This is a genomic window from Reyranella sp. (assembly GCF_036558665.1).
GTDB lineage: Bacteria > Pseudomonadota > Alphaproteobacteria > Reyranellales > Reyranellaceae > Reyranella.
Map to the genome: position 1 here is coordinate 68,921 of NZ_DATBFE010000071.1, position 15,693 is coordinate 84,613.

15 protein-coding genes and 1 pseudogene are annotated in these 15,693 nt (G+C 64.9%); 3 read left to right on the top strand and 13 right to left on the bottom strand.

Features of this window, described 5'->3' with window-relative positions; all coding sequences use genetic code 11:
* The first annotated feature begins 18 nt into the window (after positions 1-18).
* Complete coding sequence (locus VH499_RS11555) at positions 19-1,014, top strand: 2-hydroxyacid dehydrogenase (protein WP_332052879.1); 996 nt, start codon at positions 19-21, stop codon at positions 1,012-1,014.
* Here VH499_RS11555 and VH499_RS11560 read toward each other — a convergent pair.
* Positions 989-1,642: a SanA/YdcF family protein gene (locus VH499_RS11560; protein WP_332052895.1), complete on the bottom strand. Its 654-nt coding sequence runs from the start codon at positions 1,640-1,642 to the stop codon at positions 989-991. The genes VH499_RS11555 and VH499_RS11560 overlap by 26 nt on opposite strands.
* A complete protein-coding gene (locus tag VH499_RS11565) occupies positions 1,642-2,247 on the bottom strand; it encodes a SanA/YdcF family protein (protein ID WP_332052880.1) in 606 nt (201 codons plus the stop codon). Before VH499_RS11565 ends, VH499_RS11560 begins: the two co-directional genes overlap by 1 nt.
* A 114-nt stretch (positions 2,248-2,361) precedes the next feature.
* On the opposite strand from VH499_RS11565, the gene VH499_RS11570 reads away from it, so the two are divergent.
* Positions 2,362-3,987 carry a thiamine pyrophosphate-dependent enzyme gene (locus VH499_RS11570; protein ID WP_332052881.1) on the top strand — a complete coding sequence of 542 codons (1,626 nt, stop codon included), beginning with the start codon at positions 2,362-2,364 and terminating at the stop codon, positions 3,985-3,987.
* Here VH499_RS11570 and VH499_RS11575 read toward each other — a convergent pair.
* From VH499_RS11575 to VH499_RS11625, 11 genes are all read right to left on the bottom strand, one after another.
* Positions 3,962-4,924, bottom strand: a complete 963-nt coding sequence (locus VH499_RS11575) for an NAD(P)-dependent oxidoreductase (protein ID WP_332052882.1) — start codon at positions 4,922-4,924, stop codon at positions 3,962-3,964. The genes VH499_RS11570 and VH499_RS11575 overlap by 26 nt on opposite strands.
* A complete protein-coding gene (locus VH499_RS11580; protein WP_332052883.1) occupies positions 4,921-6,255 on the bottom strand; it encodes an ABC1 kinase family protein in 1,335 nt (444 codons plus the stop codon). The genes VH499_RS11575 and VH499_RS11580 overlap by 4 nt, the downstream gene beginning before the upstream one ends.
* A 2-nt stretch (positions 6,256-6,257) precedes the next feature.
* Positions 6,258-8,027 carry a M3 family oligoendopeptidase gene (locus tag VH499_RS11585; RefSeq protein WP_332052884.1) on the bottom strand — a complete coding sequence of 590 codons (1,770 nt, stop codon included), beginning with the start codon at positions 8,025-8,027 and terminating at the stop codon, positions 6,258-6,260.
* Positions 8,028-8,079: 52 nt separating this feature from the next.
* A complete protein-coding gene (locus tag VH499_RS11590) occupies positions 8,080-8,613 on the bottom strand; it encodes an AAA family ATPase (protein ID WP_332052885.1) in 534 nt (177 codons plus the stop codon).
* The gene (locus VH499_RS11595; protein WP_332052886.1) at positions 8,610-9,098 is read right to left on the bottom strand and encodes a GAF domain-containing protein; all 489 of its coding nucleotides are present in this window, start codon (positions 9,096-9,098) and stop codon (positions 8,610-8,612) included. Before VH499_RS11595 ends, VH499_RS11590 begins: the two co-directional genes overlap by 4 nt.
* Positions 9,095-10,012, bottom strand: coding sequence for a branched-chain amino acid ABC transporter permease (locus tag VH499_RS11600; RefSeq protein ID WP_332052887.1), 918 nt, complete (start codon positions 10,010-10,012; stop codon positions 9,095-9,097). Before VH499_RS11600 ends, VH499_RS11595 begins: the two co-directional genes overlap by 4 nt.
* 2 nt (positions 10,013-10,014) lie before the next feature.
* Complete coding sequence (locus tag VH499_RS11605; RefSeq protein ID WP_332052888.1) at positions 10,015-10,875, bottom strand: branched-chain amino acid ABC transporter permease; 861 nt, start codon at positions 10,873-10,875, stop codon at positions 10,015-10,017.
* An 86-nt stretch (positions 10,876-10,961) separates the two neighbouring features.
* Positions 10,962-12,158: an ABC transporter substrate-binding protein gene (locus VH499_RS11610; protein ID WP_332052889.1), complete on the bottom strand. Its 1,197-nt coding sequence runs from the start codon at positions 12,156-12,158 to the stop codon at positions 10,962-10,964.
* Positions 12,158-12,904: an ABC transporter ATP-binding protein gene (locus tag VH499_RS11615; protein WP_332052890.1), complete on the bottom strand. Its 747-nt coding sequence runs from the start codon at positions 12,902-12,904 to the stop codon at positions 12,158-12,160. Before VH499_RS11615 ends, VH499_RS11610 begins: the two co-directional genes overlap by 1 nt.
* Entirely contained in the window at positions 12,901-13,668 is a 768-nt protein-coding gene (locus VH499_RS11620) for an ABC transporter ATP-binding protein (protein WP_332052891.1), read from the bottom strand. Before VH499_RS11620 ends, VH499_RS11615 begins: the two co-directional genes overlap by 4 nt.
* Before the next feature lie 11 nt (positions 13,669-13,679).
* Complete coding sequence (locus tag VH499_RS11625; RefSeq protein WP_332052892.1) at positions 13,680-14,648, bottom strand: NAD-dependent epimerase/dehydratase family protein; 969 nt, start codon at positions 14,646-14,648, stop codon at positions 13,680-13,682.
* A 205-nt stretch (positions 14,649-14,853) separates the two neighbouring features.
* On the opposite strand from VH499_RS11625, the pseudogene VH499_RS11630 reads away from it, so the two are divergent.
* Positions 14,854-15,693 (top strand): annotated as a pseudogene (locus VH499_RS11630) (indolepyruvate ferredoxin oxidoreductase family protein); the annotation flags it as partial.

Here is a 15,693-nt window from a genome sequence, read left to right on the forward strand (position 1 = left end):
TGCATGTTAGACGCGGTCATGGCTGATCGCCCCACCCTCCTCACCGGCTTCACCTTCACCAAGCCGACACTTGCCGCCTTCGGCGAACGCTATGCGATTGCAGGCCACATGGAGCGGCCCGATTCGGCATCGATCCCGCCCGGCGCCGCAGCCTACGTCCAAGCCTTGGTGACGACAGGCAGCGTCGGCGCATCCGACGCCTTGATGGCGGCGCTGCCGCGGCTCTCGATCATCTGCTGCTACGGCACGGGCTACGAACGAATGGATCTCGAGGCTGCGCGACGACGCAACATCATGGTTACCCACGGCGCCGATGCCAACGCACCCGATGTCGCCGAGATGGCGGTCGGCCTCGTGCTCGCCACCCACCGTCGTATCGCCCGTGCCGATCGCATGATCCGGCGCGGCGAGTGGACCAAGCGAATCCCCAACCGCTTCGGCGCCATCTCGGGGCTTACCGGCGCGAAGTTCGGCATCCTGGGCCTTGGAGCGATCGGGATGGAGATCGCCCGGCGCATGAAGGGCTTCGGTGTCGAGATCGGCTACTGCAACCGCAACAGGCGAGGCGATGTCGACTTCCCGTATTTTCCCAACGTGCTCGCGCTTGCCGGGTGGTGCGACATCCTCATGGTGGCGCTGCGCTCGGACGCCTCGAACAGGCACATCATCGATGGTGACGTGCTGAAGGCGCTGGGACCGCGCGGGCACGTGATCAACATCACGCGCGGCTGGGCCGTCGACGAGGCAGCGCTGGCCGAAGCGCTGCGCAACAATGTGATCGAAGGCGCAGCGCTCGACGTGTTCGACGAGGAGCCTCACGTGCGCGACGAGTTCATGTCGCTGGAGAACCTCGTCATGACCCCGCATTTCGGCGGTGGCACGGAGCACGCCCAGAAGCGCATGACAGCGCTCGTGCGCGCCAATCTCGACGCGCATTTCGCCGGCAAGCCCGTCGTGTCGCCGGTGCCGGAGCTGCGCGACATGGCGGCTAGCTCGGCGGGTCGACTCCGATGACGACCGGCTTGCCGGCATGCCGCGACGGCGTGTCGAACCAGACGTCGTAATAGGCCCGTACCGCCGAAGGATAGCGGCGCAGCGTCGTGAGGAAGCTGTACGGCCGGGCGACGTCGCGGGCGGCGAGGCCCCAGGCTTCGATCTCGTCCTGGCGTGCGAGAAAGACCGCGCGTGCAAGGTGAAACCGCTGCGAGACGATGATCAGGCGCTTTTGGCCGAAAACCTCGTCCGCGCGCAGCACCGAGTCGAGGGTGCGTACGCCAGCGAAATCGCGATAGATCCGCTCCGCCGGCACGCCGCGCGCGATCAACCCTGTGCGCATCGCCGTCGGTTCGTCGTAGGCGCCTCGATTGTCGCCGCTCACCAGCAGGTATTTCACCTTCCCGGCCCGCCAGAGAGCGGCCGCCGCATCCAGGCGGTGTTCGAAATAGCGGTTGGGCCCGCCTTCCGGACCGATCGGCGCCGCACCCAGCACCAGCGCAACATCGACGGTCGGCAGGCGCGCAGGATCGGCCGCTATGAACGATTCGGCCAAGGCTTCGAGGCGGCGTTGCGCGACCCACGACAGGAACGCGGCCACCAACGCGACAACGGCAACCACGAGCAGGACATAGAGCGCGAGGCGCATCACTTCGCCGGATCGATGCCGATGGCGACCTGCGGCCCGAGCTGAAGCGGCAGCAGCCCTCGCCATGCATCGTAGTAGGAAAGGACAGCGGCCAAATAGGGACGTACCCGCATCCTGATCGGAAGATCGTCCTCTTCCACCGCTTCGAAGCCGAAGGCCTGCATGCCGAGGCTGCGCGCGATGAAGACGGCACGCGCCACGTGAGCCCGTTGCGACACGATGGCAAGTCGCTTGAGGCCAAAGACCTTGCGCGCGCGCACCATGGAGTCCCAGGTACGGAAACCTCGGCCATCGCGATAGATCATGCTGGCGGGCACGCCGCGTGCGATCAAGCCGGCACGCATATCGGACGGTTCGTCGTAGTCGCCGGTATGATTGCCGCTCACGATCAAGTATCTGGCCTTCCCGCCCTTCCAGAGCATGGCCGCCGCATCCAGGCGATAGTCGAGGGTAAGATTGGCGCTGCCGTCTGCCCGCAGCTTCGACGTTCCCAGCACCAACGCTGCTTCCACGACCGGCATCCTGTCGAGCGACGCTGTCATGACGCCGCCGGCGACGACCTCCTGGAAGCGCTCGGCGAGCCACACCGTCAGGGTTACGGACACCAGGCACGCCATCACTGCCAGGAAGAGCCGTTGGAAGGAGCGTCGCTTGATCGCGGGCCGGGGAGCCTCTAGACGAGCCGTCGCCATCTTCCGCGCTCTGAAAGGACTTGCTGCATGCCGCGCATGAGCACCGCCGAAGCCACCGTCGAGACCCTCCTGCGGCATGGGCTCGACACTGTCTATGCGTTGCCCGGCCTGCACAACGATCCACTGTTCGACGCCTTTTATCACGCCGCCGAGCGCCTGCGTGTGATCCATCCGCGACATGAGCAGACCGCAGCCTACATGGCGCTGGGCGCCGCCCTTGCTTCGGCCAAGCCGCAGGCCTTCGCGGTCGTGCCCGGGCCCGGCCTGCTGAATGCAGGTGCTGCGCTGCTCACCGCCTACGGCATGAATGCGCCGGTCATCGGCCTCGTCGGACAGATCCCCCAGGCCGATATCGATCGCGGCCACGGCCATCTGCACGAAATCCATGATCAGCTCGGCCTTGTGCGTCACGTCACCAAGTGGGCCGAGCGCATCAGGAGCCCGCAAGAGGCACCCCACCTGGTTTCGCACGCGGTCTGGCAGGCTACTTCCGGCCGCCAGCGTCCCGTCGCACTGGAATGCGCGCTCGATACTTGGGCGAAGCGCGCCGACGTCGTACTTCCCGAAATGCCCCTGCCGTTGCCGCCGCAACTCGTCGACGACGAGGCGATCGAGATAGCGGCGAAGATCCTCGGCCGAGCTGAGCGGCCGATCCTCGTGCTGGGCGGCGGCGCGCAGGATGCATCAAGGGAAGTCGTCAAGATCGCCGAGCTGCTCGAGGCGCCCGTCAGCTCCTACCGGCGAGGCCGCGGCGTCATCCCGAGTTCCCACCGGCTCGCCGTCGACATGCCGGTCGGCCATCGCCTGTGGAAAGAGGCTGACGCCGTGCTGGCGATCGGCACCCGCTTCTTCATCCAGAACGCCAATTGGGGCATAGACGACAAGCTCAAGGTGGTGCGCGTCGACGTCGATCCCGAAGAACCCGACCGCCTGCGCAAGCCCGACGCCGCCTTGACCGGCGATGCAGCCGTTCAGTTGCGCGCACTGATCGACGCCCTGCCCAGGCACAATCGCGAGCGGCCTTCCCGGGCCAAGGAGTTCGACGGACATCGCGTCTGGCTCGCCGGCCGCCTGTCGCGACTCGAACCTCAGGTGAGCTTCCTGAAGGCGATCCGGGCGGCCTTGCCGGAAGACGGCATCTTCGTCGACGAGGTCTCGCAGATCGGCTTTGTGTCGCGGATCGCGCTGCCGATGGAGAGGCCGCGCACCTTTCTCTCTCCCGGCTATCAGGACAATCTCGGTTGGGGCTTCGGCACGGCGCTGGGCGCCAAGGCTGCGATGCCGCACAGGAAGGTGCTGGCCATCGCCGGCGACGGCGGCTTCCTCTACCAGATGGGCGAGCTCGCCACGGCGGCGCGCCACAACATCGCCGTCGTGGTGGTGGTGTTCGACAACGGCAGCTTCGGCAACGTGAAGCGCATCCAGCAGGAACGCTACGGCAACCGGCTGATCGCCTCGGACTTGCAGAATCCCGACTTCGGGAAGCTGGCCGACTCCTTCGGCATCGCCTCGTTCAAGGCGAGCGACGCCGAACAACTCGAGGATGCGCTGCACAAGGCCTTCGCCCTCGATGCTCCTGCCCTCGTCTGGGTCCCGCACGGCGACGTGCCGAGCCCGTGGGATCTGATCATGATGCCCAGGGTACGCGGCTAGCCGGCGCCACCACGCCGTCCTCGCGGTCGAGCTGGTTGAGAATATCGCCGAAGTCGGTGGAACAGACGAAGCCCAGCCGACGCATGGCCTTGGTCGAATCGTAGACGCGATCGATATGGTCGAACATCGTCCAGCCGCGCCGGGCGTAGATCTCCCGATAGCGGGGAAAATAGCGATGCACCACGAGCGGCGCGTATTCCATGAGCTGTTCGCTGTCCTCCGGGCTGAAGGGCGTCAATGCCGAAACGATGAAGGTATCAAAGCCGAGCTGTGGCGCGCGGTCGAGAGCCACGATGTGCGCCCGGGCGGCATCCTCGGCCGTGAGCCGGCGGAACAGGAACTCGTTCGCTTTTGTGTTGGCATCGGACTGGATGATCTCGTGCGCCATGTCGTCTTCCTCGGGAAAAAACCGCGCGGTGCGGAGCACGATGACCGGCAGGCGCGAGGCGTCATGCACCATTCGGCAGAGATGCTCCGCCGAAAGCTTGCTGACACCGTAGATATTGCGCGGCTCGAGCGGCGTCATCTCCTCGTCGATCCAGAAGGCGCGATTGACGCCGCGCTTGTGCGCGTCGCGGATCTGACGCGAGATCATCAGCGACGTGGTCGAGGTGAAGACGAAGCGGTCGACGGGAGAGCCCGGGGCCGTCGCTTCCTCCAGGAGATTCAACGTGCCCTGAACGTTCACGGAAATGAACTGAGAGGAGTCGTGGGTCGCAACGTGCGGCTTGTGCAGCGCCCCGCCATGCACGATGCCCTGAACCGAATTGTCGCGGATCGCAGCCCGAACAGTCGGCCGATCGGCCACCGAACCCACGATGTCGGTATGCTGGCCCGGAACCGGATCGAGGCCGATCACGTGATGGCCCCCGTGCTTCAGCCGCGGCACCAGATGTTGGCCGAGCCAACCCGACGATCCCGTGACCAGGATGTTCATGCGAGCCGTGCCTCCACCAGCGCCATCCGTTGTCGCGCAGCCAGCGTCTCGAGGTCGAACGTTTCGATCAGGCTCTCGAACAGCCGATGCCAATTGATCGAGGCGCGCAAATGGATAAATACGGCGCCAAGCCCGATGGCGGCACGGTCCATGAACACGAACTCGCGCGGCGGTCGCACACCTCCCAGGCGCCGCAACTCCCCGAACACGTTCTGCGCCGTATCCCGGCCGAGGCCTTCCGCCACGCCCTCCGTAAGACGGCGGGGGCGGTCATCCATCAGCGGGCCATAGAGGAAGGCAGCCCAGCGGTTGAGCACGGCGATCATCTCACGCGACAGTCCCGCAAAACCCCAATCCTCGTAGGCGCCGACCGCTCGATCCTGGTCGTCCGTCATCAAGGCTCGATAAAGCTCGATCGAGCCGCGCACGAAACGCGGCGGAAAGACGCGCACGCAGCCGAAATCCATCAGGTTCACCGCCCCGTCCGGTCGCACTGTGTAGTTGCCGAGATGCGGATCGCCGTGGATCACGCCGTAGGAGTAGAAGGGGACGTACCAGGCGCGGAACATGTTGACGGCCAATGCGTCGCGCTCCTGCTGCGAGCGGGCCTTCCATTCGAGCAGCGGCGCGCCCGACAGCCACGTCATCGTGAGCAGCCGGTCGGAGGAATGGCCGGGCACGACCTCGGGCACGTACACGTTCGGCTCGTCGCGCAGCATATGGCGGTAGAGGTCGACGTGCCTGGCTTCGCGGCGGTAGTCGAGCTCCTCGCGCAGACGATTCGTGATCTCGGCATGGATCTCGTCGGTACGGATGGCCGGATCAAGACGCTGACCGACGGCAAAGACGAGTTTGAGCTGATTGAGATCAGCCTCCATTGCCGACGCCATATCGGGATATTGCAGCTTCGCGGCCACGTCGCGACCATCGAGCAGCACTGCGTGATGCACCTGGCCGAGCGACGCGGCAAATGCCGCTTCCTTGTCGAAACGCACGAACTTCGTCTGCCAGTCCGGCCCAAGTTCGGCCGCCATGCGCCGGCGCACGAACGCCCAGCCCATTGCTGGCGCGTTGGCCTGGAGCTGCGCCAGTTCGCGCGCATATTCCGGCGGCAGAGCGTCGGGGATGGTCGCGAGCAACTGTGCCGCCTTCATCAGCGGCCCCTTCAGGCCGCCCAACGCGCTCCTGAGCTCCGCAGCGTGGCGGTCGCGGTCGAGCGACAGGCCAAGATAACGCTCGCCCGCCAGCCGCGCCGCCAGTCCTCCGACCGACGCACCGACCCGGGCATATCGGCCGAGGCGGCCGCCCAGACTGTCACCCTCGCCGGCCATGCCTAGAACTTTTCGAGCTCATCGACGAAGCCCGAGATGACGCCCAACCCCTTGTCCCAGAATGCCGGGTCGGAGGCGTCCAGTCCGAACGGCGCCAGCAGCTCCCTGTGCCGCTTCACGCCGCCTGCCTTCAGCATGTCCAGATACTTGGCCTCGAATCCCGGCTGGCCCGACTGATAGGCGGCGTAGAGCGAATTCACCAGACAGTCGCCGAAGGCGTAGGCGTAGACGTAAAACGGCGAATGGATGAAATGGCCGATGTAGGACCAGTAGTGTCTGTACTCGTCGTCGAAGCTGAAGGCCGGTCCCAGGCTCTCGCCCTGCACCGCCATCCAGATCTCACCGATGGCGTCGGGCGTGAGCTCGCCTTTTCGCCGCTCCACGTGCAGGCGCGATTCGAAATCATAGAACGCGATCTGGCGTACCACCGTGTTCAGCATGTCCTCGACCTTGGCGGCAAGCATCGCCTTGCGCCCGCTCTTGTCGGGCGCGGTCTTCAGCAGCGACCGGAAGGTCAGCATCTCGCCAAATACCGAGGCCGTCTCGGCGAGCGTGAGCGGCGTGTCCGCCATCAGCGGGCCTTGCCGCGCCGACAGGACTTGATGCACACCGTGGCCAAGCTCGTGCGCGAGCGTCATCACGTCCCGCACCTTGCCTTGATAGTTCAGCAGCAGATAGGGATGCGCCGACGGCACGGTGGGATGGGCGAAGGCACCGGGCGACTTTCCAGGGCGCGTCGGCGCATCGATCCAGCCCGTGCCGAAGAACCTGCGGCCGACCGCAGCCAGCTCGGGCGAGAAGGCATTGTAGGCGTCGAGCACGATCTTCTCGGCCTCGCTCCACGGGATCGTGCGGTCGTCGTGCTCGGGCAAGGGTGCGTTGCGGTCCCAGTAAGGCATCTTGCCGACGCCGAACCATTTGGCCTTCAGCCCGTAGTAGCGATGTGCCAGGCGCGGATAGGCGGCCTTCACCGCCGAGACCAGGGCATCTACCACCTCGTCCTCGACCACGTTGGCGAGATTCATCGCCGACTGCGGACGCGCGTATTTGCGCCACCGGTCCTCGATCTCCTTGTCCTTGGCGAGCGTATTGGTGATCAGCGAGAAAATCGCGATATTGTCGCCTTGCACCTTGCCGAAAGACTTGGCCGCCTCCTTGCGGACGACGGCATTCTTGTCCGAGAGCTTGTCGAGAATCTGGGGCTCGCTCAGCATCTCGCCACGAAACGGATAGCGCAGGCGCGCGATCGTCTCATCGAACAGGCGCGACCAGGCCGCGTGACCGACGACGTATTTCTCGTGCAGCGCCTTCTCGAGCTCGTCGGAGAGCTGATGGGGACGAAAGATCCTGAGGTCTCGCAGCCATGGGCCATACTTGGCGAGCGCCGGATCCCGCTGCTTCGCTGACAGGTCGGCGTCCTCGAGCTTGTTGATCTCGAGACGGAAGAACACGAGCTTGGTGCCGATATCGGTCAGTCGTTCAGAGACATCCTGCGAGAACCGGCCACGTTCCGGATCGGCCTGGTCCTGCGCGTAGTACAAGGAAGCGTAAGAGCCGATGCGCCCCATGCGGTCCTGCATCGCCTCGTATCGAGCGATGGCCGCTCCCAGAGCCTTGCCGTCCAGCGAGGCTACCCGACCCTCGTAGGACTTGGCGAAAGCGCTCGCCTCCTCTGCGGCGAGCTTCAGATCTGCCTCGAGGTCCGTGCCAGCCGGACTGGAGTAAAGATCGGAGAGGTTCCACGTCGGCAGATCGCCCAGCACAGCATTCATCGATACCAACTCCTTGCTCGGCCACGGATATGGGACTTCGGCCGGCGCGCGGCTAGAGTGCACGTCTGATCGCGGCAACCCGGTCTAGCACGCTTGCCGGTGCAATGAAGATCAGATCGAAGCCGCGCGCGCTGTACGTTCGTTCATGCAGCGCTTCGAAACGACGGGCTTCCTCGAGGCTGATTCGCCGCGCCTTCGTTGGCGTGACGAAGCCCCATGGCCGAATGAAAAAGACCCGCCTTTCGTAAAGCCGCTCCTTTTCGAGGCGTTCGAGTTCGCGCGACAATGCGCTGGAGAGCGGATAACCGAGAAACTCGGCAAGAGCCGCCGTGCAGATCGGCGACCGATCATGGAACTGGACTTCGCCCTGCCGGTACGCCGACCGGACGACTCGTGCTCTCTGCAAATTCACGACCTTGTCGATGAAGGCGGGATTGCGCCAAGGCTCGGCGATGCCTTTTGCCTGCTCCAGGGTTATGACGTCGGTAGCTGCCTCCTCGACCACGCCGAAGCCCTCGATCTCCAACTGGCGCAGGATGGCCGTCTTTCCCGCGCCGGGCGTGCCGGTCAGGATGAAGCGTCTCATCCGGGATCGGCGGCGATGGCATCAAGGAAGGGACCGATCAACAGTGCGGCGAAGGGCTCGATCCGGGCGACGTCGCTTTCCTTGTAGTGACCGGCGGCATCCAGGAGATTGAGCGTCCCCAGCACGCGGCCGGCATAGATCACGGGCACATTCATCGCGGACTCGCAGCCGAGCGAGACGATGAGCTCGTGGTCGAAGAACGCCCAGGCGATATCCTTGGCGTCGTAGCCGACCCAGGCACGCCGGCCCTGGATCACCTGTCGGTGCCATGGCGAATCGGTGATTTCCTTGTAGCCGCCGACCGGATACTCCCCGGGCCGGTTCGTATACATGCGTTTCACCCGCTTGCCGTTCGGCGCCACGTAGAGAAGCGTGAAGAGCTTGTGGCCGACAGTCTCGGCCAGGGCGCGATCGACCGTCGAAAACAGATTGTCCGGAGGGCCGGGCTGCTTGAGGGCGGCGAGACAGGCGTCGAATGGTGTCATCTCTTTCCTTGTGCTCGAGGTCGAGGCGCGACCGGAATGCGCTCCGGCATGAGTCCGCCGGGCGCCAGTCGCAGGACGAGGATCAGCGTGACGGCGATCAGCAGTTCCTTGAGGGCTGCGCGTTGCACGGCCGAGATCGAGGGAACGAGCTCGACGAAGAAGCGCGCCGATTCGAGCAGCAGCATCAGAAGGTAAGCGCCGACGAGCGCGCCGGCCGGGCGCCCCGTTCCGCCACCGGCCACCGCGAGGAAGATATAGATCGTGATCAGCGGCAGAAAGAGGTCCGGCGCAATGTAGGACGTGAAATGGGCGTAGAGGGCGCCAGCAAGACCCGCGATCGCCGCGGAGAGGGCAAACGCCTCCGCTTTGAAGCGCAGCACGCTCTTCCCCGCGACCTGCGCCACCTGTGCATCCTCTCGAATCGCTCGCAGAACACGGCCATAAGGCGAGCGGTCGAGGCGTCTCACGAGGACAAATACTGCCCCGAGGACCGCGAGCACGATCGCCAGATAGGCCGCATTGAAATCGGGACCGAGGGTTGCCTTCCACGGGCCTGGAATGCCGGAGATGCCGTCCGTGCCGTGCGTCAGCCAGGTCTCGTTGGCGGCGAGCAGGCGCACGACCTCGGCAAAGCCCAGCGTCACGATGGCGAGATAGTCCTCGCGCAGTCGCGTGGTCGAAAGCGTGACGACCAGCCCTGCGAAGCCGCCAGCGATGAGTGCCAGCATCCAGCCGGCCAGGATCGGGCCGTGACCCGAAGTCGTGACCAGGGCCGACGCATAGGCGCCGACGGCAAAGAAGCCGGCGAGGCCGAGATTGACCATCCCGGCACCCCCCCAGATCAGGTTAAGGCTGAGCGCCAGCAGGCCGTAGAGGCTTCCCATGGTCGCGATGAACAGGAGATAGTTCAGCATCGCTAGAAGGCCCGCTCGCCCAGCAAGCCGCGCGGCCGAAGAGTGAGCACGATCAGGATGGCAAAGAACCCGACGGCCGTCCGGTAGGGCGAGCCCACGACCAGGACCGACAGCTCCTCGGCCACGCCGATCAGGCAGGCGCCAAGCACTGCGCCGGTCGGGCTGCCCAATCCACCCAGCACGGCCGATGCGAAGATCGACAGCAGAATACGTGTGCCGGTCAGAGGATCGATCGAGCTGTCGAGTCCCAGCAACATGCCGCCGATGCCCACCAGCCCCATGCCGACGAAGCTTGCCATCATGGCCACCCGCCGGGGGCGTATGCCCTTCAGCGCCGCAAGCTCGGGATTGTCGGCCGAGGCGCGCATCGCCTTGCCGATGCGCGTGAAAGCGAGCCCGGCAAAGACCGCCAGCATGACGGCGAGCGCCATGCCCATCGTCTCGAGCTGCTGGGGGCTGACCCGGATGTCGGCGATATGGATGTCGCGCGCGATCGGCCGATCGAAGCCACGGAGATCGTTGCCGAAGCCCAGCCGCACGAGGTTCTCGAGCACGAGGCCGGAGGCGATGGACGCGATCGCCGCCGGCAAGGCTCCTTGTCGCACCAGCGGCAAATGAGCCGTGCGATCGAAGAACAAGCCGACAGCGCCGGCGACAGCGAAGGCTACAGCCAGCGATCCGACCAGCCCGAAGCTGGCCGCATAAGCGACGTAACCCGCAAAGGCGCCAAGAGTGGCGACGCCCGAGACGGAGAAGTTCGGAAAGCGCAGCACGGCGAACATCGCCGTGAAGCCGATCGCGGGCACCGCGAGCAGCGTGCCCGACACCAGCCCGTTCACCAGCGCCTGGAGGACGAGACTCATTGACTCGCGGACTGCGCGCGTCCTGCGCGCTCACCATCATGAGCGAGCCGGAGGCTCGCAGTCCGAATGAGCATCGCCCTCGCCACTCAAGCGATCTTCACCAGGGTGAACTTGCCGCCCTTGATCTGCTCGTAACGGAACTTGCAATCGATGATATCGCCCTTGTCGTCGAAGTCGCAGGGACCCGACGCGCCGCTGTAGTCGACCTTCTGACCTGATGCGATCGCCTTCAGACCGTCGACAGCGTTGTCGACCGCCTTGCCGCCGCCCTGCGACACCTTGCGAATATTGTCCTTGATGGCGACACCCGTGGCGACCTTGGCCTGCTCCATTGCCATCAGCACCAAGCTCGCGTGGTCGTACACCTGGCAGGTGTAGGGATCGGGTCTGGCAAGCCCCGTCGCCTTCTTGACGCGTTCGTAGGCCGTGCTGCCCTCGTCCGGCGACGGCGAGTAGGTATAGACACCTTCGACGACCTCCGGCTGGCCGATCTGGTCGACAAGCTTCTGGTTTATGGAATAGCCGAAGCCGATGATCTTGCCCTTGAAGCCGGCGCGGTAGATGTCCTTCAGGAGCACAACGGTGTCGGGCGTGTAACCCGCGGCAAAGATCATGTCCGGATTGGTGCGCAACGCCTGATCGACCTCGGTGCGGTAGGTCGTTTTCTTGTCGTCGTACACAAGGCCCTGGTGCGTGCCGCCCGCCTTAGCGACGAGCTTGCCCATCAGGTCGAAAGTGGTCTGGGTGAACGGCGTTTGCGGGATCATAGTGTAGATCTTGCGGGCTCCCAGCGAGAGCATGAATTCGCCCGACCGGGCCACCTGCAGCGTGGAATTGGGCTGGGTGCGCACGAGGAAACCCTGATGCGGCAACTGCGTAATCGAGTCGGCGCCCGAGACGGTGCAGAGGAATGTCTTGCTCTCCCAACAGAGCGGAGCGACGGCCGTCGTCACCGACGACGCCCACGTGCCCATGATCGCCGCCACCTTGTCGACATCGATCAGCTTGCGCGCCGCCCGCACGCCGGCGTCGGGATTGGTCTGATCGTCCTCGCTGACGAGTTGCACCTTGCGGCCGAGGACACCGCCAGCCGCATTCACTTCCTCGACGACCGAGGCAGCGACCTTGGCCATGACGGGACCGTAGGGGCCACCGGCTCCGGTGAGAGGCGTCAGCGTGGCAATCTTTACCGGTTCGGCCTGCGCCCGAAGGATGGCGGGAGCGGCGACGGCGGCAACTCCCGACACAAGAGCAGCACGACGGCCAAAGGCAATGCGTGTCATCAATGTCTCCCGGTGTGACCGGCGAGCATAGGCTGGGCCTTGCCGCCGAGAAAGAGATCGCGCACCGCCGGATCCGACGCCAGCTCTTCGGCTCGCCCTTCCCGTTCGGCGAGACCCTGGACAAGCACGTAGGCCCGCGTCGAGATGGCAAGCGCCTCCAGGGCGTTCTGCTCGACCATAAGAATTGCGACGCCGCTGCGGTTCAGGGCCACGACGGTCCCAAACAGATCCTCGGCAGCTTGCGGACTGAGCCCTGCCGTGGGTTCGTCCAGCAGCAACAGGGTCGGCGCGTTCATGAGGGCAATGGCCATGGCCAGGATCTGCCGTTGCCCGCCGCTCAGGGTCCGTGCTGCCGCCCGTCGCTTGTCGGCCAGCATGGGGAAGCGGTCGTACAGCTCGTCTCGGCGCCGACGAAGGTGGCCCGCGTCCAGGTAGCCGCCCATCTCCAGATTCTCGGCCACCGTCATGGCGCCGAAGACGTTTCGCTCCTGCGGAACGAAAGCTATACCGAGCCGGCTGATCGCGGGCGCATCCAGGCCCTCGATATCGCGGTCACGCAGCCGAACCTGTCCGCTTCGCGGCCTCAACAGGCCTGCGATCAGCTTCAGGAGCGTCGACTTGCCCGCACCATTCGGCCCGATCAGGGCCACGATCTCACCGGCATCGACGTGCAGTGTCGCGCCCTTCACGATCTCGTCGGCGACCGCGTAGCCACCTCGCAGTTCCGAAACGCTGAGCAACGTCATGCCGCCCGACGCCCGAGATAGGCCTCGCGGACCCGGGGATCATTGCGCACCGCTTCAAAGCGGCCTTGGGCCAGCACCCGCCCTTCGGCCATCACGATTACGGGGTCGCAGAGCTCGGCGATGAAGCCCATGTCGTGCTCGATCAGCAGCACCGAGACACCGCGCCTGGGCAGCTCGAGCAGCCGCTCGCCAATCTCGTTGCGCAGGGTCGGATTGACGCCCGCGGTCGGCTCGTCGAGCAGGACGAGCTTGGGGTCGGCCATCAGAGCCCGGCCAATCTCGAGCAGCTTCTTCTGGCCACCGGACAAGGCCAAGGCCGGATTGTCGATCAGCCGGTCGAGCCGGAGAAAGCGCGCCGTTTCCCAGGCGCGCTCGGCCAGCGCCGATTCCCGATCACGGGCTGCCCGGGTGTCGAGCACGGCATGCCACAGGCTCTCGCCCGGCTGATCGCGACCATAGAGCATCAGATGCTGGAACACCGAGAGCCTGGGAAAGCCACGCGCAACCTGAAAGGTGCGGACGAGGCCGGCGCGACTCACCTTGTCTGGCGACAAGCCGCCGATTTCCTGCCCCGCGAACCGGATCGAGCCCGCATCCGGCGGCACGAGGCCCGACACGACGTTGAAGAGCGTCGTCTTGCCCGCACCGTTCGGACCGATCAGGCCGGTGATGCCGTCGGCCGCGACCGAGAAGTCGACACCGCGCAGCACATCCAGCCCGTAGAAGGCGCGCCGCAGGTTCTTGAGTTCGAGAAGCGTGGTCAACCCAGTCGCCGTCAGAGCCCGTTGTAGGCCTTGAACCACTCTACGAACTTCGGGATACCCTCTTCCACTGCGACTTTGGGCGTCCAGCCGAAGTCGCGCCTTGTTTCCGTGATATCGGCCGCAGTCTCCAGCATGTCGCCGGGCTCGCCGGGTCGCAGCTCGACCACCGCTTTCTTGCCCAGTGCCTTCTCGAACAGTTCGATGATGTGGACGATTTCCTCGCTGTCGGCGGCGCCGAGATTGTAGAGCCGATGGCCGGGCTCTTGCGCCGGCTTGTCGAGCACCGCCAAAGTGCCCGCCACGATGTCGTCGACATAGCTGAAATCGCGCTTGGCGAAGCCCAGATGGTAAAGCTTGATGGGTCTTCCCTCCTGGATCGCCTTGGCAAAAATATAGGGCGACATGTCGGGTCTGCCCCAGGGTCCGTAAACCGTGAAGTATCGTAGCCCTGTCGCCCTGAGCTTGTGCAGATGCACGTAGGTCTCGGTCATCAGCTCGCCCGACCGTTTGGTCGCAGCGTAAACCGATACGGGATGGTCGACCCGGTCGGCCGCCCGGAAGGGCAAGCGCGAATTGGCGCCATAGACCGACGAGGACGAGGCATAGACGAAATGCTTCAGACGGGAAAGCCGCCGCGCCAGCTCCAACACGACCAGATGGCCCATAACGTTGGTCTGGACGTAGACATAAGGGTCCGTAACCGACTGTCGGACGCCTGGTTGGGCAGCCAGATGGATGATGCGATCGACCTCGGGATGCTGTTCGGCCAGCGTCAACATCGGCTCCCGATCGGCAATATCGACCTCCAGAAAGGTGAAGGCCTTGTTATCGCGCAGCGGCTTCACCCGGGCAAATTTCAGGACCGGATCGTAGTAGGGGCTGAAATTATCGATGCCGACGACGCGCTCGCCACGTGCCAGTAAGGCTCGCGCTACTTGCGAGCCGACGAAGCCGGCAACGCCGGTAATCAAGATGGTCATGAACGATAGGCTTGCCGCCGGACCAAGAGTGCGCTCGCGGTGCTTACAACGTTTCAAGCAAAGACGGAACCTTGAAACGCGCGGCGAGATTCGACGGAAGCAAACGCAGCAAACATCTTTTTGCAGCGTCACTCGCCTTCCTGATTGAAAGGCGCAACATTCTGTCGCTACCGTGATCGGCGGTAGGACGGTCATGGAGGTTGCCTTGTCCCAGACGGTGACCCTGGACGACAAGTACGTCTTGGAACGCGGGCGGGTCTATCTGACCGGCACGCAAGCCCTGGTGCGGTTGCCCATGATGCAGCGCCAGCGGGACGTCGCCGCCGGCCTCAATACGGGTGGCTACATCAGCGGCTATCGCGGCTCACCGCTCGGTGGTTTTGACCAGGCATTGTGGCAGGCCAAGCGCTTCGTCAAGAAGAACCACATCGAATTCCGGCCGGCGCTGAACGAGGACCTCGCGGCGACGGCCCTCTGGGGCACCCAGCAGATCCACCTCTATCCCGGCGCCCGCTACGATGGCGTCTTTGGCATGTGGTACGGCAAGGGGCCGGGTGTCGACCGCTCGGGTGATGCCCTCAAGCATGCAAACTACGCCGGCACATCCCCGCACGGCGGCGTGATTGCCCTCGCGGGCGATGACCACATGGCCAAGTCCTCGACCCTGGCCCATCAGAGCGAGCCTGCCTTCATCGCCGCCGGCATTCCGATCATCCATGCTGCCAGCGTCCAGGAGTATCTGGACCTCGGCCTGCACGCGTTCGCGATGTCGCGTTACTCCGGTCTTTGGATCGGCTTCAAGGTCCTGAGCGAGACCGTGGATTCGTCGGCCTCGGTCCACATCGATCCGCACCAGGTCGGAATTTGTAGCCCGACGGACTTCGTCATGCCGCCCGAAGGGCTGCATATTCGCTGGCCCGACGACTGGCTTGGTCAGGAGAGACGCCTCGTCACGCTGAAGCATCCGGCGGCGCTCGCCTACTGGCGCGCCAATCGGCTCGATCGGGTGATGATCGGCCGGGCCGATGCGCGCTTCGGCGTCGTC

Coding starts and splice junctions, on each gene's coding strand:
- VH499_RS11555 (WP_332052879.1), top strand. CDS start 19: ATGGCTGATCGCCCCACCCTCCTCACCGGCTTCACCTTCACCAAGCCG.
- VH499_RS11560 (WP_332052895.1), bottom strand. CDS start 1,642: ATGCGCCTCGCGCTCTATGTCCTGCTCGTGGTTGCCGTTGTCGCGTTG.
- VH499_RS11570 (WP_332052881.1), top strand. CDS start 2,362: ATGCCGCGCATGAGCACCGCCGAAGCCACCGTCGAGACCCTCCTGCGG.
- VH499_RS11575 (WP_332052882.1), bottom strand. CDS start 4,924: ATGAACATCCTGGTCACGGGATCGTCGGGTTGGCTCGGCCAACATCTG.
- VH499_RS11580 (WP_332052883.1), bottom strand. CDS start 6,255: ATGGCCGGCGAGGGTGACAGTCTGGGCGGCCGCCTCGGCCGATATGCC.
- VH499_RS11585 (WP_332052884.1), bottom strand. CDS start 8,027: ATGAATGCTGTGCTGGGCGATCTGCCGACGTGGAACCTCTCCGATCTT.
- VH499_RS11590 (WP_332052885.1), bottom strand. CDS start 8,613: ATGAGACGCTTCATCCTGACCGGCACGCCCGGCGCGGGAAAGACGGCC.
- VH499_RS11595 (WP_332052886.1), bottom strand. CDS start 9,098: ATGACACCATTCGACGCCTGTCTCGCCGCCCTCAAGCAGCCCGGCCCT.
- VH499_RS11600 (WP_332052887.1), bottom strand. CDS start 10,012: ATGCTGAACTATCTCCTGTTCATCGCGACCATGGGAAGCCTCTACGGC.
- VH499_RS11605 (WP_332052888.1), bottom strand. CDS start 10,875: ATGAGTCTCGTCCTCCAGGCGCTGGTGAACGGGCTGGTGTCGGGCACG.
- VH499_RS11610 (WP_332052889.1), bottom strand. CDS start 12,158: ATGACACGCATTGCCTTTGGCCGTCGTGCTGCTCTTGTGTCGGGAGTT.
- VH499_RS11615 (WP_332052890.1), bottom strand. CDS start 12,904: ATGACGTTGCTCAGCGTTTCGGAACTGCGAGGTGGCTACGCGGTCGCC.
- VH499_RS11625 (WP_332052892.1), bottom strand. CDS start 14,648: ATGACCATCTTGATTACCGGCGTTGCCGGCTTCGTCGGCTCGCAAGTA.